The organism is Pseudonocardia sp. HH130630-07 (genome assembly GCF_001698125.1).
Classification (GTDB): Bacteria; Actinomycetota; Actinomycetes; order Mycobacteriales; family Pseudonocardiaceae; genus Pseudonocardia.
In genome coordinates, this window is record NZ_CP013854.1 from 3,793,354 (window position 1) to 3,817,250 (window position 23,897).

18 protein-coding genes are annotated in these 23,897 nt (G+C 73.5%); 11 read left to right on the forward strand and 7 right to left on the reverse strand.

Annotated features, from left to right (window positions below; genetic code table 11):
• Nucleotides 1–18 precede the first annotated feature (18 nt).
• Nucleotides 19–2,127, reverse strand: coding sequence for an ATP-dependent DNA helicase (locus AFB00_RS18025; RefSeq protein ID WP_068798213.1), 2,109 nt, complete (start codon nt 2,125–2,127; stop codon nt 19–21).
• A 142-nt stretch (nt 2,128–2,269) separates the two neighbouring features.
• On the opposite strand from AFB00_RS18025, the gene AFB00_RS18030 reads away from it, so the two are divergent.
• Entirely contained in the window at nt 2,270–3,166 is an 897-nt protein-coding gene (locus AFB00_RS18030; protein WP_156819617.1) for a thioesterase family protein, read from the forward strand.
• 60 nt (nt 3,167–3,226) lie between these two features.
• Here the strand turns inward: AFB00_RS18030 and AFB00_RS18035 are convergent, their stop codons facing one another.
• From AFB00_RS18035 to AFB00_RS18055, 5 genes are all read right to left on the reverse strand, one after another.
• Nucleotides 3,227–5,569: an FdhF/YdeP family oxidoreductase gene (locus AFB00_RS18035; RefSeq protein WP_083275617.1), complete on the reverse strand. Its 2,343-nt coding sequence runs from the start codon at nt 5,567–5,569 to the stop codon at nt 3,227–3,229.
• Between the two features lie 553 nt (nt 5,570–6,122).
• Nucleotides 6,123–7,211: an S-(hydroxymethyl)mycothiol dehydrogenase gene (locus AFB00_RS18040; protein ID WP_068798215.1), complete on the reverse strand. Its 1,089-nt coding sequence runs from the start codon at nt 7,209–7,211 to the stop codon at nt 6,123–6,125.
• A 74-nt stretch (nt 7,212–7,285) separates the two neighbouring features.
• Nucleotides 7,286–7,969, reverse strand: a complete 684-nt coding sequence (locus AFB00_RS18045) for a GntR family transcriptional regulator (RefSeq protein ID WP_068798216.1) — start codon at nt 7,967–7,969, stop codon at nt 7,286–7,288.
• Nucleotides 7,970–8,003: 34 nt separating this feature from the next.
• Entirely contained in the window at nt 8,004–9,377 is a 1,374-nt protein-coding gene (locus AFB00_RS18050; RefSeq protein WP_068798217.1) for an L-serine ammonia-lyase, read from the reverse strand.
• Between the two features lie 97 nt (nt 9,378–9,474).
• A complete protein-coding gene (locus AFB00_RS18055) occupies nt 9,475–10,920 on the reverse strand; it encodes an MFS transporter (protein ID WP_068800413.1) in 1,446 nt (481 codons plus the stop codon).
• 330 nt (nt 10,921–11,250) lie between these two features.
• On the opposite strand from AFB00_RS18055, the gene AFB00_RS18060 reads away from it, so the two are divergent.
• The 10 genes from AFB00_RS18060 to AFB00_RS18105 all read left to right on the forward strand — a co-directional run bounded on the left by AFB00_RS18060 (nt 11,251) and on the right by AFB00_RS18105 (nt 23,224).
• Nucleotides 11,251–11,601 carry a bifunctional 3-phenylpropionate/cinnamic acid dioxygenase ferredoxin subunit gene (locus AFB00_RS18060; RefSeq protein WP_068798218.1) on the forward strand — a complete coding sequence of 117 codons (351 nt, stop codon included), beginning with the start codon at nt 11,251–11,253 and terminating at the stop codon, nt 11,599–11,601.
• Nucleotides 11,601–12,773: an NAD(P)/FAD-dependent oxidoreductase gene (locus tag AFB00_RS18065; protein ID WP_068798219.1), complete on the forward strand. Its 1,173-nt coding sequence runs from the start codon at nt 11,601–11,603 to the stop codon at nt 12,771–12,773. Before AFB00_RS18060 ends, AFB00_RS18065 begins: the two co-directional genes overlap by 1 nt.
• Before the next feature lie 179 nt (nt 12,774–12,952).
• Entirely contained in the window at nt 12,953–14,248 is a 1,296-nt protein-coding gene (gene glyA / locus AFB00_RS18070) for a serine hydroxymethyltransferase (protein ID WP_068800414.1), read from the forward strand.
• Nucleotides 14,245–15,501: a sarcosine oxidase subunit beta family protein gene (locus tag AFB00_RS18075; protein ID WP_068798220.1), complete on the forward strand. Its 1,257-nt coding sequence runs from the start codon at nt 14,245–14,247 to the stop codon at nt 15,499–15,501. The genes glyA and AFB00_RS18075 overlap by 4 nt, the downstream gene beginning before the upstream one ends.
• A 26-nt stretch (nt 15,502–15,527) precedes the next feature.
• A complete protein-coding gene (locus AFB00_RS18080; RefSeq protein WP_068798221.1) occupies nt 15,528–15,818 on the forward strand; it encodes a sarcosine oxidase subunit delta in 291 nt (96 codons plus the stop codon).
• On the forward strand, nt 15,815–18,574 hold the full coding sequence (locus AFB00_RS18085) for a 2Fe-2S iron-sulfur cluster-binding protein (RefSeq protein ID WP_068798222.1): 2,760 nt from the start codon (nt 15,815–15,817) through the stop codon (nt 18,572–18,574). The genes AFB00_RS18080 and AFB00_RS18085 overlap by 4 nt, the downstream gene beginning before the upstream one ends.
• Nucleotides 18,567–19,184 (forward strand): sarcosine oxidase subunit gamma, encoded by a 618-nt coding sequence (locus AFB00_RS18090; RefSeq protein ID WP_068798223.1) that lies wholly within the window; start codon nt 18,567–18,569, stop codon nt 19,182–19,184. Before AFB00_RS18085 ends, AFB00_RS18090 begins: the two co-directional genes overlap by 8 nt.
• A gap of 16 nt (nt 19,185–19,200) precedes the next feature.
• Nucleotides 19,201–21,684, forward strand: a complete 2,484-nt coding sequence (locus AFB00_RS18095) for a GcvT family protein (protein ID WP_068798224.1) — start codon at nt 19,201–19,203, stop codon at nt 21,682–21,684.
• Nucleotides 21,685–21,722: 38 nt separating this feature from the next.
• The gene (locus tag AFB00_RS18100) at nt 21,723–22,343 is read left to right on the forward strand and encodes a cyclodeaminase/cyclohydrolase family protein (RefSeq protein WP_068798225.1); all 621 of its coding nucleotides are present in this window, start codon (nt 21,723–21,725) and stop codon (nt 22,341–22,343) included.
• Complete coding sequence (locus AFB00_RS18105; protein ID WP_068798226.1) at nt 22,340–23,224, forward strand: bifunctional 5,10-methylenetetrahydrofolate dehydrogenase/5,10-methenyltetrahydrofolate cyclohydrolase; 885 nt, start codon at nt 22,340–22,342, stop codon at nt 23,222–23,224. Before AFB00_RS18100 ends, AFB00_RS18105 begins: the two co-directional genes overlap by 4 nt.
• Here the strand turns inward: AFB00_RS18105 and AFB00_RS18110 are convergent.
• Entirely contained in the window at nt 23,221–23,886 is a 666-nt protein-coding gene (locus AFB00_RS18110; protein ID WP_231973970.1) for a GntR family transcriptional regulator, read from the reverse strand. The two genes, AFB00_RS18105 and AFB00_RS18110, sit on opposite strands and share 4 nt — an antisense overlap.
• Nucleotides 23,887–23,897: the final 11 nt, after the last annotated feature.

The window sequence follows — 23,897 nt, forward strand, 5'->3', positions numbered from 1 at the left end:
AGTGCGAGGTGCCGCAGCTCATGCACCACGCAGACGGCGCAGCGCGCCGTGCACCTTCTCGACGTCGGTGGTCTCCCAGAACGGCGGCAGGCTGGCCCGGAGGAACCCGCCGTAGCGGGCGGTCGCGATCCGCGGATCGAGGATCGCGACGACGCCGCGGTCGTCGGTGGCCCGCAGCAGCCGGCCGGCGCCCTGGGCGAGCAGCAGCGCCGCGTGGGTCGCCGACACGGAGAGGAAACCGTTCCCGCCGCGGGAGTCGGTCGCCTTCTGCCGGGCCGCGACCAGCGGGTCGTCCGGGCGCGGGAACGGGATCCGGTCGATGATGACCAGCGACAGCGACGGCCCGGGAACGTCGACGCCCTGCCACAGCGACAGCGTGCCGAACAGGGAGGTCTCCGGGTCCTCGGCGAACCGCTTGACCAGCAGCATCGTCGAGTCGTCGCCCTGGCACAGCAACGGGGTGTCCAGCTTGCCGCGCAGCGCCTCGGTGGCCTGCTTCGCCGCCCGGGTGGAGGAGAACAGGCCCAGCGTGCGCCCGCCGGCGGCCCGGACGAGGCCCTCGATCTCGTCGAGCGTCTGCGGGGCCAGGCCGTCCCGCCCGGGGGAGGGCAGCCGGCGGGCGAGGTAGAGGATCCCGGACGTGCCGTGCGCGAACGGCGACCCGACGTCGAGCCCGGTCCAGCGCGGGGCCTCCGGGTCCTGCACCGGGCCGTGGCCGGGATCGGCGGCTCCGGACCCGGAGTGCGCGGTCTCCTGCGGGGCGTCGGTGTTCGCCTCGGTGCGGCCGGACTCCACGGGCCGTGACGCGGGCAGCCCCCACTGGCGGGCCAGCGCGTCGAACGAGCCGCCGAGGGCGAGCGTGGCGGAGGTCAGCACCGTGGTCCGCGCGTTGAACAGGCGCTCGCGCAGCAGCCCGCCGACCGACACCGGAGCCACCCGGAGCACCTTGTAGCGGCTGCCGTCGGGCCCCTGCTCGCCCAGCCACACGACGTCGCGCCGCTTCGCCGGATCCGGCTCCTTGAACGTGTCCACCAGCCGGACGCAGGTCTCGGACACCTCGTCGAGCACGGCGAGCGCGAGCTTCTTCGCGGCCGCGCCCTCGGGGTCGGTGTCCTCGGAGCGGCGGTTCGCACCGAGCGACTGCCGGCAGGCCGCGGCGGCGGACAGGATCGCGTTCAGCGCGCCGGCGGCCGCGGTGGGCAGCGCCTCCCAGCGGGCCGGTGGCAGGTCCTCCAGCACGGCGCCGAGGCCCTCGCCGGCCTCGGCGAGCCGGTCGGCCAGCTCCTGGTCGACGAGCCTGCCGCTGCGCCGGGCCGCGGTGGCCACGACGCCCGCCGTCAGCTCGGCCGTGGCCGCGCCGGTCACCCGGTCGACCAGCTCGTGCGCCTCGTCGACGATCACCACGTCGTGCTCCGGGAGGACCTGCGCCTCGCCCATCGCGTCGATCGCGAGCAACGCGTGGTTGGTGACGACGATGTCCGCCCGCCCGGCCTGGGCCCGCGCCTTCTCGGCGAAGCAGTCCTCGCCGACCGGGCAGCGGCTGGCACCGAGGCACTCCCGCGCGGTGACCGAGACCTGCCGCCACGCGGTGTCCGGCACGCCGGGTACCAGCTCGTCGCGGTCGCCGGTCTCGGTGTCGGAGGCCCAGTCGTGCAGCCGCTTCACGTTGCGGCCCAGCGCGGAGATCGCGAACGCGTCGAACAGCTGGTCCGCCTCGTCGGCCGCATCCTCCATGTCGCCGTGCAGCTTGTTCAGGCACAGGTAGTTGCGGCGGCCCTTGAGGATCGCGAACGTGGGCTCCCGGCCGAGCACCTTCTTCAGGCTCTTCGCGACCCGCGGCAGGTCGCGGTCCACCAGCTGGCGCTGCAGCGCGATCGTGGCCGTGGACACGACGACGGTGGTGTCGCGGACCATCGCGTGCCGGATCGCGGGCACCAGGTAGGCCAGCGACTTGCCGGTGCCGGTCCCGGCCTGCACGGCCAGGTGCTCCCCGGACGACAGCGAGCGGCGCACCGCGTCGGCCATCCGGTCCTGCCCCTCGCGACGGGCCCCGCCGACCGAGGACACGGCCGCCTCCAGCAGCTCGTGCACACCGGGCAGGTCACGGGTCTGCAGGGGAGCGGGCACGGGGCGAGGCTACCGAGCACCCCCGACGGTTCCGGCCGCGCGGGGCGGATCCGTGCGCACGGGGCGTCACGGTTCCGATCACCAGGTGTGATAACGGACGGCCGGGTCACGGTGAGCGGCGACACAGCGTCACGATGGTGGAGTGACAGCCACTATCACCGCCCACGATGCGACCCCGCCGGTGCCGGCCGCGTTCCCGGTGCTGATCGAGCACGAGGCGCGCTACGCCGACCTCGACCCGAGCCGCCGGATCGGTCGCGATGCCCTCGTCCGCTGGTTCGAGGACGCCCGCGTCGCCGTCGAACGGGAGAGCTTCGGCGCCGACCTGGTGGCCCGCCTGCAGTCCCGGGTCCGGCTGCTGCTGGCCGCGGTCTCGGTCGACGTGCTCGCGCCGCTGCGGGTGGCCGGCTCCTACCGGATCGGCGTCGGCGTCAGCCACATCGGGACGACCTCGTTCTCCTACCGCTACGCGGTGTTCGCCGGCGACGAGTGCGTCGCCACCGGCGGGTCGACGACCGTGCACACCGACGGCGAGAAGCCGGCCCCGCTGACCGCCGAGGTCCGCGACGCCCTGGTCGCGCTGCAGATGCAGGCCCCCGCCCCGGTCCGCCCGGAGCGCGGGACGGCTCGCACGGTCCGGGAGAACTACCCGTTCCGCTGGGACGTCCGGACCCGGTTCACCGACATCGACACCAACCGCCACGTCAACAACGTGGCGCTGGCCTCGTGGTACCTCGACGGCCTGGCCGAGCTGCACTCCGACGTCCTCGGCTACCCGGCGGGCGGCCCGCTGGACGGGCTGTCGCCGTCGTCGCTGTCGGTGCAGTACCTCGCCGAGGTGCACTACCCGGGCATCTACCAGATGCGGGTGGGCGTCTCCGAGATCGGCGAGGACACCGTGCGCTACGTCTGCGGGCTGTTCGACGAGCGCCGGCTCATCGGTTTCGCCGAGGCCGAGGGCTTCCACCACGCGCCCGGCGAGAACGGCGACCCGGTCAGCCTGGCCGAGGCCCTCGCCCCGTTCCGCTTCAAGGGCTGATCCCGGCCCGCGTCGTGGAGCCGGACCGGCTCCACGACGCGGCCCTGCCCGCGGGGCGGGTCAGGCGGCCGGGACCAGTCGCACGACGACCCACTTCGACGTCGGCGTGCCCGACTCCAGGGCCTGGGAGTCCAGCGGGATCAGCGGGTTGGTCTCCGGGTAGTACCCGGCGACGCAGCCCCGCGGGGTGTCGTAGCCGACGAGCCGGAACCGCTGGGCGCGGCGCTGCACCCCGTCCGCCCACTCCGAGACGATGTCCACGTGCTCGCCGTCGGCGAAGCCCTGCTCCGCCAGGTCCTCGGGGTTCACGAACAGCACCCGGCGCCCGGAGTACACGCCGCGGTAGCGGTCGTCGAGGCCGTAGATCGTGGTGTTGAACTGGTCGTGGCTGCGGATCGTCTGCAGGACCAGCCGTCCCTGCGGGACGTCGGCGACCTCCAGCGTGTTCACCGTGAACATGGCCTTGCCCGCCACGGTGGGGAAGGTCCGCGAGTCGCGCGGGCCGTGCGGCATGGTGAACCCGCCGCGCCGGGAGATCTTCTCCTCGTAGTCCTCGCACCCGGGCACGACCCGGCCGATCCGCTCCCGGATCCGCCCGTAGTCGCCGGCGAACTCCGCCCACGGGATGCCGTAGCGGTCGCCCAGGGTGGCCTGCGCGACCCCGCAGAGGATGTCGACCTCCGAGCGCAGCAGCGGCCCGGCCGGGGTGGCCCGGCCGCGGGAGGCGTGCACCGCGGACATCGAGTCCTCGACGGTGACCCGCTGCAGCAGCCCGCCGGTCATGTCCTTCTCGGTACGGCCGAGCGTGGGCAGGATCAGCGCGTCGCGCCCGGCGGCGAGATGGCTGCGGTTGAGCTTGGTCGAGATCTGGACGGTCAGCGCGGCCGAGCGCAGCGCGGACTCGGTGACCTCGGTGTCCGACATCGCGGACGCGAAGTTGCCGCCCAGCCCGACGAACACCCGCACGTCACCGTCGCGCAGTGCCCGGACGGCGTCCGCGGCGTCGTGGCCGTGCTCGCGGGGCGGCTCGAAGCCGAACTCGGCACCGAGCGCGGACAGGAACCTCTCGGGCGCCTTCTCCCAGATGCCCATCGTCCGGTCGCCCTGGACGTTGGAGTGGCCGCGCACCGGGCACAGACCGGCGCCCGGCTTGCCGATCATGCCGCGGGCCAGCGTGACGTTCACGATCTCCTGCACCGTCGCGACGCCGTTGCGGTGCTGGGTGATGCCCATCGCCCAGCAGTTCACGATGCGCTCCGAGGACGCGATGAGCCGGGCCACCTGCTCGATCTCGGCCCTGGTGAGCCCGGTCGCGGCCAGCACGGCGTCCCAGTCGAGGTCGCGGACGTGCGCGGCCCACTGCTCGTAGCCGACGCTGTGGCCGTCGACGAAGTCCCGGTCGATCACGGTGCCGGGGGCCTCGTCCTCGGCGGCGAGCAGCAGGTGCCCGACCGCCTGCCAGAACGCGAGGTCGCCGTTCGAGCGGATCTGCAGGTAGTGGTCGGCGAGCTCGGTGCCGTTGCCGAGCAGACCGGCCGGCTTCTGCGGGTTGTCGAAGCGCAGCAGCCCGGCCTCGCGCAGCGGGTTGATCGCGACGATCGTCGCGCCGTCCCGCTTGGCGATCTCCAGCGCGGAGAGCATCCGCGGGTGGTTGGTGCCCGGGTTCTGCCCGGAGACGATGATCAGGTCGGCGTTCTGCACGTCCTGCAGCGAGACCGAGCCCTTGCCGACGCCGATGGTGCGGCCCAGGCCGACCGAGGTCGACTCGTGGCACATGTTCGAGCAGTCCGGCAGGTTGTTGGTGCCGAAGGCACGGGCGAACAGCTGGTAGACGAACGCGGCCTCGTTCGATGCCCGGCCGGAGGTGTAGAAGGCCGCCCCGTCCGGTGACGGCAGCTCCCGCAGGTGCCTGCCGACCAGCGCGAACGCGTCGTCCCACGAGATCGGCTCGTAGTGGTCGGCGCCGTCGCGGCGCACCATCGGATGGGTCAGCCTGCCCTGGCTCTCCAGCCAGTACTCGGTGCGCTGCTCGAGGTCGGAGATCGGGTGCGCGGCGAAGAACTCCGGCCCGACCGTCTCGCGCTGCCCCTCCCAGGACACCGCCTTCGCCCCGTTCTCGCAGAACTCCGCGGTGTGCCGGTGGCCCTGCGGGTCCGGCCAGGCGCAGGACATGCAGTCGAACCCGTCGACCTGGTTCAGGGTGAGCAGGTTCTTCGCGGTCTTCACCACGCCCATCTGGCTCAGGGCGCGCGTCATGGAGATCCGGACCGCCTTCAGCCCCGCGGCGTGGTCGGCGGGTGACCCGACCCGGAGGTCGCGTTCGGAGTCCTCGACACGCAGTGGTGCGGTGACCTGACCGTGGGCGGTCGTGTCGCGGTCCTGGTCGGCGGGCTGGGTGCTCATCGCGGTTCACTCTCCGGCCGGGCTCGGGGGAGAGCCGGCCACGTCTGTGTGGGCGCCGGGGCGGGGGAGCGTCGCTCCACGTCCGCCGACCCTACGGAGCGGACGCCGGTGCGGGCCCGTGGTCGTGACGTGCGTCGCTGATCTCCGTTTCGTCCGGTACGTCCCGGGCGTGGCCCGGCCCCCCGGACCCGCATCGGCCGGGTGGCAGCGGTGCCGCGCCCGGGAGCCGCTGCCGGAGACCGCCCACCCTGCACCGCAGCCCGTGCCGAGGTGCACGACCGAGGGCCGGGGCGACCGGGAAACCCCGCTGAGCTGCATCTCGGCACGCACGGCAGCCCGTCGTCCCCCAGGCGAGCGGCGTTGCCCGACCTGCGGTGCGCGAGTGGCGGTGCGCGAGTGGCGGCGGTGGCGCGGTCGCCGGGGTGCGTCGCCCGGCGGTGCGCGTGCCGAGATGTGCGTCAGCGGGGTGCGTGGGCCTTCCGGGCCCGCTGACGTGCATCTCGGCGCGGATCGCCGCGGGAGACGAGCACGTCGCGGTCGGCCGGGGCGGTCGTCAGAGGACCACCACCGAGCGGAGGACCTCGCCGTTGTGCATCTTGTCGAAGGCGGCCTCGATGTCGTCGATGCCGATGGTCTCGGTGACGAACTTGTCGAGGGGGAAGCGGCCTTGCAGGTAGAGGTCGATGTAGGTGGGGAAGTCGCGGCTGGGCAGGCAGTCGCCGTACCAGCTCGACGTGAGGGCGCCGCCGCGTCCGAAGTAGTCGATGAGTGGGATGTCGGGGGCCTGTAGGTCGGGGGTGGGTACGCCGACGAGGACGACGGTGCCGGCGAGGTCGCGGGCGTAGAAGGCCTGTTCGTAGGTTTCGGGGCGTCCGACGGCTTCGATGACGACATCGGCGCCGTTGCCGTCGGTGACGGAGCGGATGTAGTCGACGGGGTCGGTGTCGGTGGCGTTGCAGGTGTGGGTGGCGCCGAATTCCCGGGCCCAGGCGAGTTTCCGGGGGTCGGTGTCGACGGCGATGATGGTGGTGGCGCCGGCGAGTGTGGCGCCGGCGATGGCGGCGTCGCCGACGCCGCCGCAGCCGATGACGGCGATGGAGTCGCCGCGTCCGATCCGGCCGGTGTTGACCGCGGCGCCGAGTCCGGCCATGACTCCGCAGCCGAGGAGCCCGGCGACCGTGGGGTCGGCGTCGGGGTTGACCTTGGTGCATTGTCCGGAGTGGACGAGGGTCTTCTCGGTGAAGGCGCCGATCCCGAGGGCGGGGGAGAGTTCGGTGCCGTCGGTGAGGGTCATCTTCTGGGTGGCGTTGTGGGTGTCGAAGCACAGGTGGGGCTTGCCCTTGCGGCAGGCGCGGCAGACCCCGCAGACGGCGCGCCAGTTGAGGACGACGTAGTCGCCGGGTGCGAGGTCGGTGACGTCGTCGCCGACGGATTCGACCACTCCGGCGGCTTCGTGGCCGAGGAGGAAGGGGAACTCGTCGTTGATGCCGCCGAGTTTGTAGTGCAGGTCGGTGTGGCAGACCCCGCAGGCCTGGATCTGGACCACGGCCTCGCCGGGTCCGGGGTCGGGAACGGTGATCGTCTCGACCGTCACCGGCTCGCCCTTGGCGCGGGCGACGACCCCGCGAACCTGCTGCGGCATGGGTACACCTTCCGTTCGATCGACGACAATTGATATATCAGGAGTGGGCACGGGGAGCCGTCCGGCGAGCGGGCTCAGAGCACGGCGCGGACGGCCCGCTCGAACCCGGTCACGTGCTCCCGGCAGATCCGCTCGGCCTGCTCCGCGTCCCCGTCGGCGATCGCGTGCAGCATCGTGCAGTGCTCGCTGACGTGGCCGCCCACCTGGGCCATCCGGTCCAGGAACATGCAGTGGATCCGGGTCGCCAGGTTGTGGTAGCGGGTCAGGGTGTCGGCGAGGTACGGGTTGCCGGCCGCCCGGTACATCGACCGGTGCACCGCGACGTCCCAGTGCATCAGCTCGGTGCGGGTCATCCGGCCGGTCTCCAGGTCCGCGATCCGGTCCGCGAGCGCGGCCAGCTCGGCGCGCCGGGCCGGTGCCGCGCTGGTCGCGGCCCGCCGCGCGGCCAGTGGCTCCAGCGCGGTCCGGATCTCGGAGACGTCGCGCAGGTCCGAGATGTCGACGGCGGTCGCGAACGTGCCCCGGCGCGGGTAGGACACGACCAGCCGCTCGGTCTCCAGCCGCTTCAGCGCCTCGCGCACCGGTGTCCGCCCGAGGCCGGTGCGGGTGGAGATGGCGTCGTCGTCGATCGGGGCGAGCGGCGGGATCGCCAGCATGATCAGCTCGTCGCGGATGGCGACGTAGGCGCGGTCGGCGAGCGAGACCGGGGCGTCGAAGTCCATGGTCGTGCCGGTGGGGGAGTCGGTGAGTGCGGTCATCGCGGGTCCTGTCGAGGGGGCGGCGGAGTGCGCATCAGCACTCCACGATGTTGAGTGCGAGACCGCCGCGGGCGGTCTCCTTGTACTTGTCCTTCATGTCCGCGCCGGTCTCGCGCATCGTCTTGATCGCCTTGTCCAGCGAGACGTGGTGCATCCCGTCGCCGTGGCGCGCCATCCGGGCCGCGGTGATGGCCTTGACCGAGGCGACGGCGTTGCGCTCGATGCACGGGATCTGCACGAGCCCGCCGACCGGGTCGCAGGTCAGGCCCAGGTTGTGCTCGATGCCGATCTCGGCCGCGTTCTCGACCTGCTCCGGGGTCGCGCCGATGACCTCGGCGAGCCCGGCGGCGGCCATCGCGCAGGCCGATCCGACCTCGCCCTGGCAGCCCACCTCGGCACCGGAGATCGAGGCGTTCTCCTTGAACAGCACCCCGACCGCGCCGGCGGTGAGCAGGAAACGGACCACGGCGTCGTCGTCGAACGCCGGGACGAACCGGGCCGCGTAGTGCAGCACGGCCGGCACGATCCCGGCGGCGCCGTTGGTCGGGGCGGTCACGACCCGGCCGCCTGCGGCGTTCTCCTCGTTCACCGCCAGCGCGTAGAGGGTCACCCACTCCATGGCGTGCAACGCGTCCGGCTCGCCGGTCGCGGACTCCAGGTGCGCGCGCAGGGTCGCGGCGCGACGGCGCACCCGCAGGCCGCCGGGCAGCGTGCCCGGGGTCCTCGTGCCGCGCTCGACGCACTCCTGCATGACCGACCAGATGTGCAGCAGCTCCGCGCGGACCTGCGCCTCGGTCCGCCAGGAGAGCTCGTTCGCGAGCATGATCTCCGAGATCGACCGGCCGTGCGTGCGGGTCAGGCCGAGGAGCTCGTCGCCGGTGGTGAACGGGTGCGCGACCGGTGTGCGGTCCTCGACCAGGGCCGGGCCGCCGATCGCGTCGGCGTCGAGGACGAACCCCCCGCCGACCGAGTAGTACTCGCGCCGGTCGAGCGGCGTGCCGTGCGCGTCGAGGGCGTGCAGCACCATGCCGTTGGCGTGGAAGTCCAGGCTCCGGTTCCGGTGCAGGACGACGTCGTCGTCGACCGCGAACGCGATCTCGTGCCGTCCGGCGAGCCCGATCCGCCCGGACTCCCGGACGGCGTCGACCAGCGGGCCCGCCTGCACCGGGTCGACCAGGTGCGGCTGGTGCCCGGCGAGCCCGAGCACGACGGCCCCGACGCTGCCGTGCCCGTGCCCGGTGGCACCCAGCGAGCCGAACAGCTCCACCCGCACCGCCGTCGTCCGCTCCAGGAGGTCCTGCTCGGCCAGCCGGGAGACGAACAGGTACGCGGCCCGCATCGGCCCGACGGTGTGCGAGCTGGACGGACCGATACCGATCTTGAACATGTCGAACACGGAGATGGTCACGGCAGCTCCCGTCGCCGGTGGGCGGACACACTTACGATGTTAGACTGATATATCAAAAGTGCCAAGACGTGGCACGTGGCCCGCCGGGCGGCCGATCTCAGTGCCGGCGCTCGTCCCGTGGCTGTTCCAGCGGCACCCCCTCCGGTGACAGCGGTGGCGGCGGCAGGTCGGCACTGGAGGTCAGCGGCGCGGCGCCGGCCAGCGGGGTCCCCGCCGTCTCCCGCAGGAAGAACACGCTCACCACGCCGACCGCCCCGGCCGCCATCAGGTAGTAGCCGGGCCAGTCCAGGTTCCCGGTCGTGGTCACGGCGGTCTCGATGATCGTCGGGGCGGTCCCGGCGAAGATCGAGACGAACAGGTTGAACACCACTCCGAGCCCGCCGTAGCGGACCATCGTGGGGAACTGGGCCGGCAGCGTGGACGGGCACACCGCGGCGAAGCACACCAGGATCGAGCCCATGATCAGCAGTCCGACGACCTGGCCGGGCAGCCCCCCGCGGACCAGCCACACCGCGGGCAGGCCGAGCACGACCAGGGCCAGGCTGGCCGTCATCAGGATCGGTTTGCGCCCGATCCGGTCGCTGAGCCGGCCGATCCCCAGGATCACGCACAGCATGAACGCCATGACCGCGACCTGCATCGCCCCGGCGGTGGCCCCGGAGGCGCCGTCCTCGCCGTTGCGCGGCAACGTGCTGGTCAGATACGTCGGCATGTAGTTGGTCAGGACGTAGTTGGTGACGTTCCAGGCCACCACCAGGCCGCCGGCGACCAGGGCCGGACCGCGGTAGCGGGTGAGCAGGATCTGCATGGCGCGCCGGTAGGGCATGCTCGCCAGCGCGGGGGAGCGCTCCATCAGCTGCCGGAAGGCCGGGGTGTCCTCGAGCCGCATCCGCAGGTAGATCCCGGCGATGCCGAGCGGGAGTGCGAGCAGGAACGGGATCCGCCAGCCCCAGGCCAGCAGGTCGTCCTCGGGCAGCAGCGCGATCACCGTCCCGCACGCGCCGGCGCCCAGCGTGTAGCCGGTGAGGGTGCCGAACTCCAGCCAGCTGCCGAAGAAGCCGCGGCGGCGGTCCGGTGCGTACTCGGCGATCAGGGTGAGGGCCCCGGTGTACTCCCCGCCGGCGGAGAAGCCCTGCAGCATCCGGATCAGCAGCACCAGCAGCGGCGCGGCGACGCCGATCGTGCCGTGGCTCGGGACGAGGCCGAGCGCGAGCGTCGCCACCGTCATCAGCAGGACGGTGAACGCGAGGACCCGGGTGCGGCCGATCCGGTCGCCGAGCGGGCCGAACACGAACCCGCCGAGCGGGCGCACCACGAACGCCGCGGCGAAGGTGCCGAGGATCAGCACGCTGGACCACTCGCCGGCCTCCGGGTAGAAGACCCGGTTCAGCACCACCGCGGCGAGGTAGGAGAACAGGCCGAAGTCGTACCACTCGGCGACGTTCCCGATCGACGCCGCGGCGGCGGCCCGCCGCACCGTGCGCTCCTCCTCGACGGCCGGTGCGGGCCCGCCCCGCCGGCGCCTGCGTGCCCCTTCGGTCATGTGTGTCCCCCCTCCGGCGCGGCCGGTGCGCCGGGCCCGCAGTGTCGCAGCCGGGTGCTCCCCGACGACATGGTGGCCCATGGTCCATCAGTGACATATCTTTCGTTTTCTGATCGTCCGGCCTCTGGACCGATGCGGAGACACGGCTCACACGTCCCTCGAACCGACGGCCGGTGTTGCGCCGCAACACCGGCCGGGTTTCCGCGCTGTTTCCGCTGCCCGGCGCGGGTGGGAGCCGGGAATTCACTCGTTGACGACGGCCCTCCGAGACCTCATCCTCTGGTTGCGCATGAGATAGCGAGTTTCGCGATAGGCAACACTGGAGGAACCATGATCTTCGTGGGCGAGCTGTCCGACATCCCGGTCGGAGAGTCCGTTCGAGTCCAGGGGTCGGTGGCGATCGCCGTCTTCAACGTCGACGGCGAACTGTTCGCGATCGACGACACCTGTACCCATCAGGACGCCTCACTGTCCGACGGCTGGCTGGAGGGCTGCGCGGTCGAGTGCCCGCTGCACGCGGCCTGCTTCGACCTCCGCACCGGCAGGCCGAGCGGTCCGCCCGCGAAGACACCCGTCCGGACCCATGCCGTCGTGTTCGACGGCGACCACGTCTACGTCGACGAGACGGTGCCGGTCGGCACCGAGGTGACGGCCGGTCTCGCGTCCGGTCTCGTGTCCTGATGCGCGACGTGGTCGTCGTCGGCGCGTCGCTGGCGGGTCTCGCGACCGTCCGCGCGCTGCGTGATCAGGGCTTCGAGGGCCGGATCGTGGTGGTCGGCGAGGAGAAGCACGCCCCCTACGACCGGCCCCCGCTGTCCAAGGAGTACCTCGGCGGTACGGCGTCGGAGGACGAGATCGGCCTCACCGGTCCCGACGACGCCGGGCTCGACGTCGAGTGGCGGCTCGGCCGGACCGCGACCGCACTCGACGGCCCGGGCCGGGTCGTCACGCTCGACGACGGCGAGCGGCTCACCGCCGACGCCGTCGTCCTCGCCACGGGGGCCAGGGCCCGCACGCTCCCGGGCGGCAACCCGCAGGGTGTCCACACCCTGCGCACCCTCGACGACGCACGCGCGCTGCGGGCCGACCTCCTCCCGGGGCGGCGTCTGGTGGTCGTCGGGGCCGGGTTCATCGGGGCCGAGGTCGCCTCGACCGCCGCCGGGCTGGGCCTCGCGGTCGACATCGTCGAGGCGGCGGCGGTACCGCTGGGCCGGGCGCTCGGCCCCGAGATGGGGACGGCCTGCGGGAGCCTGCACGAGGCGAACGGCGTCCGGCTGCACCGCGCGGTCGGGGTCGCCGGTCTCAGCGGGGACCCGCGGGTCACCGGCGTCCGGCTCGACGACGGCCGCGAGCTGCCGGCCGACGTCGTGGTGGTCGGCATCGGGGCCGCGCCGAACGTGGAGTGGCTCGACGGCTCCGGGCTCGACCTCGACGACGGCGTGGTGACCGACGCCCGCGGGTGCACGAACCTGCCCGGTGTCGTCGCGGTGGGCGACTGCGCGAACTCGCACCGGGACTACACCGGCGACCGGCTGCGCCTGGAGCACTGGACGAACGCGCTGCAGCAACCGGCGGTCGCCGCGGCGGCGTTGCTGGGTGCCGAACACGCGCTGCCGTCGCACCACGCGGTGCCCTACTTCTGGTCCGACCAGTACGGGCACAGGATCCAGTTCGCGGGGCACCGTGCGGCCGGGGGCTCGGTGCGGGTCGAGGAGGGGGATCCGGCGGCGTCCGCCGGGGCCGGGTTCCTGGCCCTGTTCCTGGACTCCTCGGGCGCGCCGGTCGGGGTGCTCGGTGTCGACCGCCCGCGACCGTTCGGGCGCTGGCGCCGGGAGCTGGCCAAGCGGGTGTAGTCCGGTCGCGCCGACGGCGCAGGTCCCCGGCCCGGGGGTCTGCGCCGTCGGCACGTCCGGGCCCGCCCGGCGATCGGCGGGGGCCCACCTGTCCGGCCCCTTGACCGCGGCGGAAACGGCGTGCCAGTCTTTCGACAGTTGATATATCAGTCCTCTCGCGAAGATATGTGGAGGTGTCCATGACGACGTCAGCCGTGGACGGGAACCCGGCCGCCGGAGTGCTGGACGGTGCCCTGAGCGAGGTCGACCCGCAGGTGCACGCCGCGGTCACCGCCGAGCTGGGGCGCCAGCGCCGGACCCTCGAGATGATCGCCAGCGAGAACTTCGCCCCGCTGGCCGTGCTGCAGGCCCAGGGCTCGGTGCTCACCAACAAGTACGCCGAGGGCTACCCGGGCCGGCGCTACTACGGCGGCTGCAAGCACGTCGACGTCGTGGAGCAGCTGGCGATCGACCGCCTCACCGACCTGTTCGGTGCGGAGTACGCGAACGTCCAGCCGCACTCCGGTGCCCAGGCCAACGCCGCGGCCATGGCCGCGCTGCTGACCCCGGGCGACACGATCCTCGGCCTGGACCTCGCCCACGGCGGGCACCTCACCCACGGCATGCGGCTGAACTTCTCCGGCAGGCTCTACGACGTCGCCGCCTACCACGTGCGCGCCGAGGACCACCGGGTCGACATGGCCGAGGTCGAGCGGCTGGCCCACGAGCGCCGGCCGAAGCTGATCGTCGCCGGCTGGTCGGCCTACCCGCGCCACCTCGACTTCGCGGAGTTCCGGCGGATCGCCGACGCGGTCGGCGCCCACCTGATGGTCGACATGGCGCACTTCGCGGGCCTGGTCGCCGCCGGGCTGCACCCGTCGCCGGTGCCGCACGCCGACGTCGTCACCTCCACCACGCACAAGACCCTCGGCGGCCCGCGCGGCGGCGTGATCCTGGCCCGCGCGGAGCTGGCCAAGAAGTTCAACTCCAGCGTCTTCCCCGGCCAGCAGGGCGGCCCGCTGGAGCACGTGATCGCGGCCAAGGCGGTGGCGTTCAAGCTGGCCGCCGAGCCCGCCTTCCGTGAGCGCCAGGAACGGACGCTCGCCGGTGCCCGGATCCTGGCCGAGCGGCTGCTCGGCGAGCCGGGGGTCGGCGTCGTCTCCGGCGGCACCGACGTGCACCTCGTCCTGGTCGACCTGCGCGACTCCGAGCTCGACGGCAAGCAGGCCGAGGACCGGCTGCACCGGGTCGGGATCACCGTGAACCGCAACGCCGTGCCGTTCGACCCGCGCCCGCCGATGGTCTCCTCCGGGGTCCGGATCGGCACCCCGGCGCTGGCCGCCCGCGGGTTCGGTGCCGAGGACTTCACCGAGGTCGCCGACGTCGTCGCCCGCGCACTGCGCCCGGGGGCCACCGACGCCGAGCTGGACGAGCTGGCCGCCCGGGTCGCCGTCCTCGCCGACAGCCACCCCCTCTACCCGGAGCTGACGCCGTGAGCACCGAGACCGCGCCCCCCGGCGCGCACCTGCCCGAGCACCCCGACGCGCTGTGGCGCAACCCGGAGCCGAAGCGCTCCTACGACGTCGTGATCGTCGGCGGCGGCGGGCACGGGCTGGCCACCGCGCACTACCTCGCGAAGAACCACGGCATCACCGACGTCGCCGTCCTGGAGAAGGGATGGCTGGCCGGCGGGAACATGGCCCGCAACACCACCCTGATCCGGTCGAACTACCTGTGGGACGAGTCGGCGTTCGTCTACGAGCACGCCCTGAAGCTGTGGGAGGGGCTGGAGGACGACCTCGGCTACCCGATCCTGTTCTCCCAGCGCGGCGTGCTCAACCTGGCGCACACCGAGCAGGACGTCCGCGACTCGGTGCGCCGGGTCGAGGCCAACAAGCTCAACGGGATCGACGCCGAGTACCTCGGCCCGGACGACGTCGCGAAGATCTGCCCGATCCTCAACGTCTCGCACGACATCCGCTACCCGGTCCTCGGCGCCACCTACCAGCCCCGGGCCGGCATCGCCAAGCACGACTACGTGGCGTGGGGCTTCGCCCGCAGCGCCGACGCCGCGGGCGTGGACCTCATCCAGGACTGCGAGGTGCTGGACTTCGTCACCGAGGGCTCCACCGGGGACGGCACGGCCCGGGTCACCGGGATCCGCACCAGCCGCGGTGACATCGCCTGTGGCCAGGTCGTGCTCTGCGCGGCCGGGCACACCTCGACGCTGCTCGACCGGCTCGGCGTCCGCACGCCGCTGCAGTCGCACCCGCTGCAGGCACTGGTGTCGGAGCTGCTGGAGCCGGTGCACCCGACGATCGTCATGTCCAACGCGGTGCACGTGTACGTGTCCCAGGCGCACAAGGGCGAGCTGGTCATGGGCGCCGGCGTCGACTCCTACAACGGCTACGGCCAGCGCGGCGCCTTCCACGTCATCGAGCGGCAGATGGCGGCCGCCGTCGAGCTGTTCCCGATCTTCGCCCGCGCGCACCTGCTGCGGAGCTGGGCCGGGATCGTCGACGTCACGCCGGACGCCTCGCCGATCGTCGGCCGGACGCCCTACTCGAACCTGCTGGTCAACTCCGGGTGGGGGACCGGCGGCTTCAAGGTGACGCCCGGGCTCGGCTGGTGCCTCGCGGACACGATCGCCACCGGCGAGCTGCACCCGCACATCGCCCCGTTCGCCCTCGACCGCTTCGTCACCGGTGCGCTCGTCGACGAGCACGGCGCCGCCGGCGTCGCGCACTAGCCACCCGACCGGAGAAGGAGCCCACCGTGCAACTGATCGGCTGCCCGTGGTGCGGGCCCCGCGAGGAACTCGAGTTCCACTACGGCGGCCAGGCCCACGTCGCGTACCCGGCGGACCCCCAGGAGCTCACCGACGAGCAGTGGGTCCACTACGTGTTCTTCCGGGACAACCCGAAGGGCGCCTTCGCCGAGCGCTGGGTGCACAGCGCCGGCTGCCGGCGCTGGTTCAACGCCGTCCGTGACACCCGTACCTACCGGTTCCTCGCCGTCTACCGGACCGACGAGGCCCGCCCGAGCGTCCGGGAGGCCGGAGCATGAGCCGCATCGACGGGTACGGCCGCGTCGACCGCACCCGGACCCTGTCCTTCACCTTCGACGGCGTCGCCCACACCGGTCACCCCGGTGACACGCTGGCCTCGGCGCTGCTCGCGGCCGGGGTCCGGACGATCGGCAGCAGCGTCAAGCTGGGCCGGCCGCGGGGGATCGGCGCCGCCTGGACCGAGGACCCGTCCGGCCTGGTGCAGATCGAGGAGCCGTTCCCGGAGCCGATGCTGCAGGCCGCGGCCGTCGAGCTGCACGACGGCCTGGTCGCACGGGGGCTGAACGGTCAGGGCCGGCTCGCCACGGTCGCCGACACCGCGCGCTACGACCGGCGCTACGCCCACTGCGACACGCTCGTCGTCGGTGCCGGTCCGGCCGGCCTGCTCGCCGCCCGCACCGCGGCCCGCCGCGGGGACCGGGTGGTGCTCCTCGACGACCGCCCCGAGCCCGGTGGGTCGCTGGTGGCGACCGACCGGATCGACGGCCGCGCCGCGCACCGCTACGTGGCCGAGGTCGTCGCCGAGCTGGAGCAGGACGCCGAGGTGCTGCACCTGCAGCGCACCACCGCGTTCGGGCACTACGACGACGGGTTCGTGCTGGCGCTGGAGCGCCGCGGGCCGGGTGCCGCGTCCCGGCAGCGGGTGCACCGGATCCGGGCCGGACGGGTGGTCGTCGCGACCGGCGCGATCGAGCGCCCGGTGGCCTTCGCCGACAACGACCGGCCGGGGATCATGCTCGCGTCGGCGGGGCGGGAGTTCCTGCACCGCTACGGCGTGCTCGCCGGGCGCGAGATCGTCGTGTTCACCACCGACGACGCCGCCTACGACGCCGCGACCGACCTGGCCGGTGCCGGTGCCGCGGTCACCCTGCTCGACGCGCGGGACACCGCCCCGGTGCAGCGGGCCGCCGCCGCGGCCGAGGCCGGGGTCGTCCTGCGGACCGGGGTGCTGGTCACCGGTACCGAGGGCGCCGGGCCGGGCGGCGCGGTGTCGGGGGTGATCGTGGACTCCGGTCCCTCCCTCGCCGCGGACCTCCTGCTCGTCTCCGGGGGGTGGACGCCGACCGCGCACCTGTTCAGCCACGTCCGCGGCGGCCTGACCTACGACCCGGCCCTCGGTGCGTTCCGGCCGGGCGAGGAGCTGGCGGGCACCGCGGTGATCGGCGCCGCGAACGGGACCCTGGACCTGGCCGGCGCGCTGGCCGAGGCCGCGGGCGGGGACGCGCCGGGCGTCGTCCCGGAGCCGGCGCGGACCCCGGGCCTGGTGCTGTGGCGGACCCCGGGCGACCCGGCCCGGCAGTTCGTCGACGTGGCGCGCGACGCCACCGTCGCCGACATCGAGCGGGCGGTCGGCGCCGGGCTCCGCTCGGCGGAGCACGTGAAGCGCTACACCACCATCGGCACCGCCCACGACCAGGGCCGGACCTCCGGCATGATCGCCTCGGGGATCATCGCCGAGCTGCTCGGGCGCCCCGAGAACGACATCGGGACGACCACCTTCCGCCCGCCCTACACCCCGGTCGCGTTCGCCGCGCTCGCCGGGCGGGAGCGCGGCGACCTCTACGACCCGGTCCGCACCACCGCCGTGCACCCCTGGCACGTGGCGCACGGCGCGGTGTTCGAGGACGTCGGGCAGTGGAAGCGGCCGCGGTACTTCCCGCGCGCGGGGGAGGACATGGACACCGCCGTGCTGCGCGAGTGCGCCGCCGCCCGGCGGGACGTCGCGATCATGGACGGGTCCACCCTCGGCAAGATCGACGTCCAGGGCCCGGACGCCGGCGAGTTCCTGGACCTCGTCTACACGAACATGATGAGCACCCTGAAGGTCGGCCGGGTCCGCTACGGCCTCATGTGCGGCAACGACGGCATGGTCACCCACGACGGCACCGTGCTGCGCATCGCCGAGGACCGCTACCTGCTCACCACCACGACCGGTGGCGCGGCCCCGGTCCTGGAGCACCTGGAGGAGTGGCTGCAGACCGAGGTGCCGCACCTGCGGGTGCGCCTGACCTCGGTCACCGAGCACTGGGCGGTCTTCCCGGTGGTCGGGCCGCGCTCCCGCGAGGTCGTCGCCGAGGTGTTCGCCGACCTCGACGCGTCCAACGACGCGTTCGGGTTCATGTCCTGGACCGACACCACGCTCGACGGGATCCCGGTCCGGCTGGCCCGGATCTCGTTCTCCGGGGAGCTGGCCTACGAGGTCAACGCCGACTCCCGCTACGCCATGGCGGTCTGGGAACGGCTGGTCACGGTCGGGGCGCTGTGGGGGATCACCCCGTACGGCACCGAGACGATGCACGTGCTGCGGGCCGAGAAGGGCTACCCGATCATCGGCCAGGACACCGACGGCACCGTCTCCCCGCACGACCTCGGCATGAGCTGGGCGGTGTCGAAGAAGAAGGACGACTTCGTCGGGAAGCGGTCCTTCGCCCGTCCGGAGAACACCGACCCGCTGCGCAAGCACCTGGTCGGGCTGCTGCCGACGGACCGGTCGACCCGGCTGCCGGAGGGCTCGCAGATCGTCGAGTTCGCCGCCGACGGCACGCTCGGGCCCCCGCCGGTGCCGATGCTCGGCCACGTCACCTCCAGCTACGACAGCGTCGCGCTGGACCGGCCGTTCGCGCTGGCGCTCGTCAAGGGCGGGCGCGACCGGATCGGCGACGTCGTGCACGTGCCCTGCCGGGGCGCGCTGGTCCCGGCCGAGATCACCGGGTCCGTCCTGTTCGACCCGGAAGGAGCCCGTCGTGATGGCTGAGATCCACCCGCTGCGTCCCACGCACCCGCTGGAGGCCCTCGAGCCGGCGTTCGCCGCGCTGTCCGGGCCCGATCTCGCGATCGAGATCGAGGAGACCGGCCGGGCCACCGACCTGCGGCTGGACCCGGGCGGCCCGGCCCGTCACGTCGTCGGCACGGTGCTCGGGGCGCCGCTGCCGACCCGGGCGAACAGCTTCACCGCGACGGAGGACGGCGAGATCGCCTGGCTCGGCCCGGACGAGTGGCTGGTCACCAGCCGGCACTCCCGCCCGCACGCCGGGGAGGAGTCGCTGCGGGCACTGGTCGTCGAGCACGGCGGCGCCGCCGTGGACGTGACCGGGCAGCGGGTGGCGCTGCGGATCCGCGGCCGGCTCGCCCGCGAGCTGCTGGCGCTGGGCTGCGCGCTCGACCTGCACCCGCAGACCTTCCCGGCCGGCAGCTCGGCGCAGACCCTGCTCGGCCAGGCCGGGGTGCTCCTGCTGGCGCTCGGGCACGGCGACGACTACCTGGTCCACGTCCGGTCCTCGTTCGCCGGCTACCTCGCCGACTGGCTGCTCGACGCGGCGACCGAGTTCCGCACCCCAGCCCGCACCGGCCCGGCCGTCCACTGAGAACAGGAGATCCACCATGGCCACGAACTCCCGAGTCGTCATCATCGGAGCCGGGATCGTCGGGACGAACCTGGCCGACGAGCTCACCGAGCGCGGCTGGACCGACGTCACCGTCGTCGACCAGGGGCCGCTCCCGCTGACCGGCGGGTCCACCTCGCACGCGCCCGGCCTGGTCTTCCAGACCACCGGGTCGAAGACGATGACCGCCTTCGCGACCTACACCGTGCAGAAGCTCCTCGGCCTGAACGACGACGGCGCACCGGGGGAGTGGTGCTTCAACCAGGTCGGTGGCCTGGAGGTCGCGACCACCCCGGAGCGACTGGCCGACCTGCACCGCAAGCAGGGCTGGGCGGTGTCGCGGGGGGTGCCGGCCACCGTCGTCGGGCCGGAGGAGTGCGCCCGGCTGCACCCGCTGCTCGACGCCGGCCGGGTCCTGGGCGGGCTGCACACCCCGACCGACGGCCTGGCCAAGGCCACCCGTGCCGTCGCCGTGCTCGCCCGGCGGGCGCGCGAGCGCGGCGCGGTGTTCCGCGGCTCCACCCGGGTGACCGGCATCGCGCGGGCCGACGGCCGGGTGACCGGCGTCGAGACCGGTTCCGGCGAGACGATCCCGGCCGACATCGTGGTGTCCTGCGCCGGGTTCTGGGGCCGGGAGCTGGGCAAGCTCGTCGGGATGCGGGTCCCGCTGCTGCCGCTGGCCCACCAGTACGCCCGCACCGGGCAGGTCGAGGCGCTGGTCGGCCGCAACGACGAGCGGACCGAGGCGTCGATGCCGATCCTGCGCCACCAGGACGCCGACCTCTACTACCGCGAGCACGACGACTGCATCGGGATCGGCTCCTACGCCCACCGACCGATGCCGGTCTCGATCGCCGAGCTGCCCGAGACCGGTGACGAGGTGAGCGCGTCGGCCCAGCCCTCGATGCTGCCGTTCACCGAGTCCGACTTCGCCCTGCAGTGGGAGCAGAGCCGCGAGCTGCTGCCTGCGCTGCGGTCGGCGAAGGTGGAGACCGGGTTCAACGGCGTCTTCTCCTTCACCCCCGACGGCGGCCCGCTGATCGGGGAGTCCGCCGACGTCGCCGGCTTCTGGATCGCCGAGGCGGTCTGGGTGACGCACTCCTCCGGGGTCGCCCGTGCGGTGGCGCAGCTGCTCACCGACGGGCGCAGCGAGCTGGACCTGCACGGCTGCGACGTGCACCGGTTCGACGAGATCGAGACGACCGACGCCTACGTCGACGAGACCGCGCAGCAGAACTTCGTCGAGATCTACGACGTGCTGCACCCGTTGCAGCCCAAACTGTCCCCCCGTAACGTCCGGGTCAGCCCGTTCCACGCCCGGCAGCGCGAGCTGGGGGCGTACTTCCTGGAGGCCCACGCCTGGGAACGACCGCACTGGTACGAGGCGAACGCCGCCCTCGTCAAGGACCTGCCGCACGACTGGCGGCCACCGGCGCGTGACCCGTGGTCGGCGATGTTCCACTCGCCGGTCGTCGCGGTCGAGGCCTGGAAGACCCGCACCGCCGTCGCGATGTACGACATGACCGCGCTCAAGCGCCTCGAGGTCACCGGCCCCGGCGCCTGCGCGTTCCTGGACGGCCTGGTCACCGGCAAGATGGACAAGTCGGTCGGCTCGGTCACCTACACCCTGCTGCTCGACCGGACCGGTGGCATCCGCAGCGACGTCACGGTGGCCCGGCTCGGCGAGCAGCGGTTCCAGGTCGGCGTGAACTCCAACCTCGACCTCGACCACCTGCGCCGCAGGCTCCCGGCCGACGGCGGCGTGCGGGTCCGGGACATCACCGGCGGCACCTGCTGCATCGGGGTGTGGGGCCCGCTGGCCCGCGACCTCGTGCAGCCGCTGTCCGACGACGACTTCTCGCACGAGGGCCTGAAGTTCTTCCGGGCGAGCGCCGCGCACATCGCCGGGATCCCGGTGACCGCGATGCGCCTGTCCTACGTCGGTGAGCTGGGCTGGGAGATCTACACCGGGGCCGAGTACGGGCAGCGGCTGTGGGACGTCCTGTACGCGGCCGGGCAGCCGCTCGGTGTGGTCGCCGCGGGCCGGGCCGCGTTCAACAGCCTGCGCCTGGAGAAGGGCTACCGGTCCTGGGGCGCGGACATGACCACCGAGCACGACCCGTACGAGGCCGGGCTGGGTTTCGCGGTGCGCCCGCAGACCAAGGGCGACTTCGTCGGCCGGGCCGCGGTGGAGCGGCTCGACCCCGAGGCCCTCACCCGGCGGCTGACCTGCCTGACGATCGACGACGGCCGCAGCGTCGTCCTCGGTCACGAGGCCGTGCTGGTCGACGGCGAGCCCGCCGGCTACGTCACCTCCGCCGCGTACGGCTACACCCTGGGCACCCCCGTCGCCTACGCCTGGCTGCCCGCCGGGCTGCCGGTCGGGGCCGGGGTGGAGATCCAGTACTTCGACCGCCGGATCCCGGCGTCGGTGGCGGCCGAGCCGCTGTTCGACCCGGAGATGAGCCGCATCCGGCGCTGACGCCCGACGATCCGCACCGCCGCACGGAAGGACACCCCATGCGCTCCGACACGCTCGACCGCTACCTCTGGGACCTGGCCGCCCGGGTCCCGGCCCCCGGCGGCGGTGCCGTCGCCGGACTGCACCTCGCGCAGGCCGCCGCCCTGCTCGGCATGGTCGCCCGCTACAGCGACGGCGAGCGGTACGCCGCGCACGCGGACCTCATCGGGTCCGTCCGCAACCGCGCCGACGAGCTCCGCGTCGTCGGCATGGGCCTGGCCGAGGACGACGCCAGGGCCTTCACCGCGGTGACCGCCGCCTACGCGCTGCCCCGCGACACCGACGCCGCGGCGGCCGCGCGCTCGGCCGCCGTCGGGGAGGCGCTGGTGGAGGCGGGCCGGATCCCGGCCCGGGTGGTCCGGGCCGCCGGGCAGGTGCTCGACCTGGCCGAACGACTGCGCCCGGTCGGCAACCCGAACGTGGTCACCGACGTCGGGGCGGCCGCCGACGCGGCCAGGGCGGCGGCCGGGACGGCCCGGCTCAACGTCGAGGTCAACCTGGCCGGCATCACCGACCCGCTCGCCCGGATGGAGCTGTCCGAGGCCGTCGACGGCGTCGACGACCTGCTGGTCCGCGCGGACAAGATCACCGCCGAGGTCCGGGAGCAGATCCGCCGATGAACGACACGACCACCGCCGGCACGGAGCGGGCCGCCGTCCTGGACGGGACCGGGCTCGCCCGCCGGATCCGGGACCGGACGGCGGCCGGCGCGGCCGAGCTGACCGGGCGCGGCGTGCCGCCACGGCTCGCCGTCGTCGTCGCCACCGACGACGACGGCGCCGCCTGGTACGTCCGCTCGCTGTCCGGCGCGGCCGGGCGGCTCGGCATCGCGTGCGACGTGGTCGACCTCGGTGCGGACGCCGACGCCGCGACCCTCACCGGCACGCTCACCCGGCTCAGCGCCGACGACACCGTGCACGGGATCGTCCTGCAGACCCCGCTGCCGGACGGGGTACGGGCCGAGGAGCTGGCCGCGCTGATCGCCCCGGAGAAGGACGTCGACGGCGCGAACCCGCTCTCGGCCGGGCGGCTCGCCGCGGGACTCCCGGCCCATCCGCCGGCGACCGCCGCCGCGGTGCTGGAGCTGCTCGACCACCACGGGATCGCCCTCGCGGGGCGCAGCGCGGTCGTCGTCGGGCGGTCGCTGGTGGTCGGGAAGCCGGTCGCGCAGCTGCTGCTGCACCGGGACGCGACGGTGTCGATCTGCCACCGGCACACCAAGGACCTCGCCGAGCACACCCGGCACGCCGACGTCCTGGTCGTGGCGGTCGGGCGGATCGGCCTGGTCCGGGCCGAGCACGTCGCGCCGGGGGCGATCGTGGTCGACGTGGGCACGAACACCGCGCCGGACGGCCGCCTGGTCGGTGACGTCGACGTCGAGGACGCCGCGTCCCGGGCCGGGGCGATCAGCCCGGTGCCCGGCGGCGTCGGCCCGGTGACGACGGCGCTGCTGCTCGAGCAGACCGTGCGGTCCGCCCGCGCGAGCCCCGGACCGCGTTAGACGACCGCGCGGATCGCCTTCTCGAAGCCGATCACGTGGTCCCTGGCGCGCTGCTCGGCCTCGTCGGCGCGGCGCTCGCCGATGGCGCGCAGCAGCCCGGAGTGCTCGCCGACGTGCTGGTCGAAGTGCACCATCCGGTCCAGGAACAGGCAGAAGATCCGGGTCGCGAGGTTGTCGTAGCGGATCAGGGTGTCCTCGAGGTGCGGGTTGGCCGCCGCGGTGTACACCGCCCGGTGCACGTGCAGGTCCCAGCGCATCAGGGTGTCCCGGTCCAGCGTGCGGACGTCGATGTCGTCGATCGTGTCGGCCAGCGCGACGAGATCGGCCAGCACCGCGGCCGGGGCGGAGTCCGCGGCCCGGCGGGCGGCGAGCGGTTCGAGCTGGACCCGGATCTCGGAGATGTAGGCGAGGTCGGTGATGTCGACGCCGGTCGCGAACGTGCCGCGGCGCGGGTAGGAGACGACCAGCCGGTCGATCTCGAGCCGCTTGAGCGCCTCGCGGACCGGCGTACGGCCGACCTCCAGCGACTTCGCGAGCGCCACGTCGTCGATCGCGGTCATCGGCGGGATGTCCAGCATGATCAGCCGGTCCCGGATCACCGTGTAGGCCTTGTCGGCCAGGGACGCGAACTCCGGCTCGCCGTCGTCGGGAAGTGCACTCACTACCGCATGGT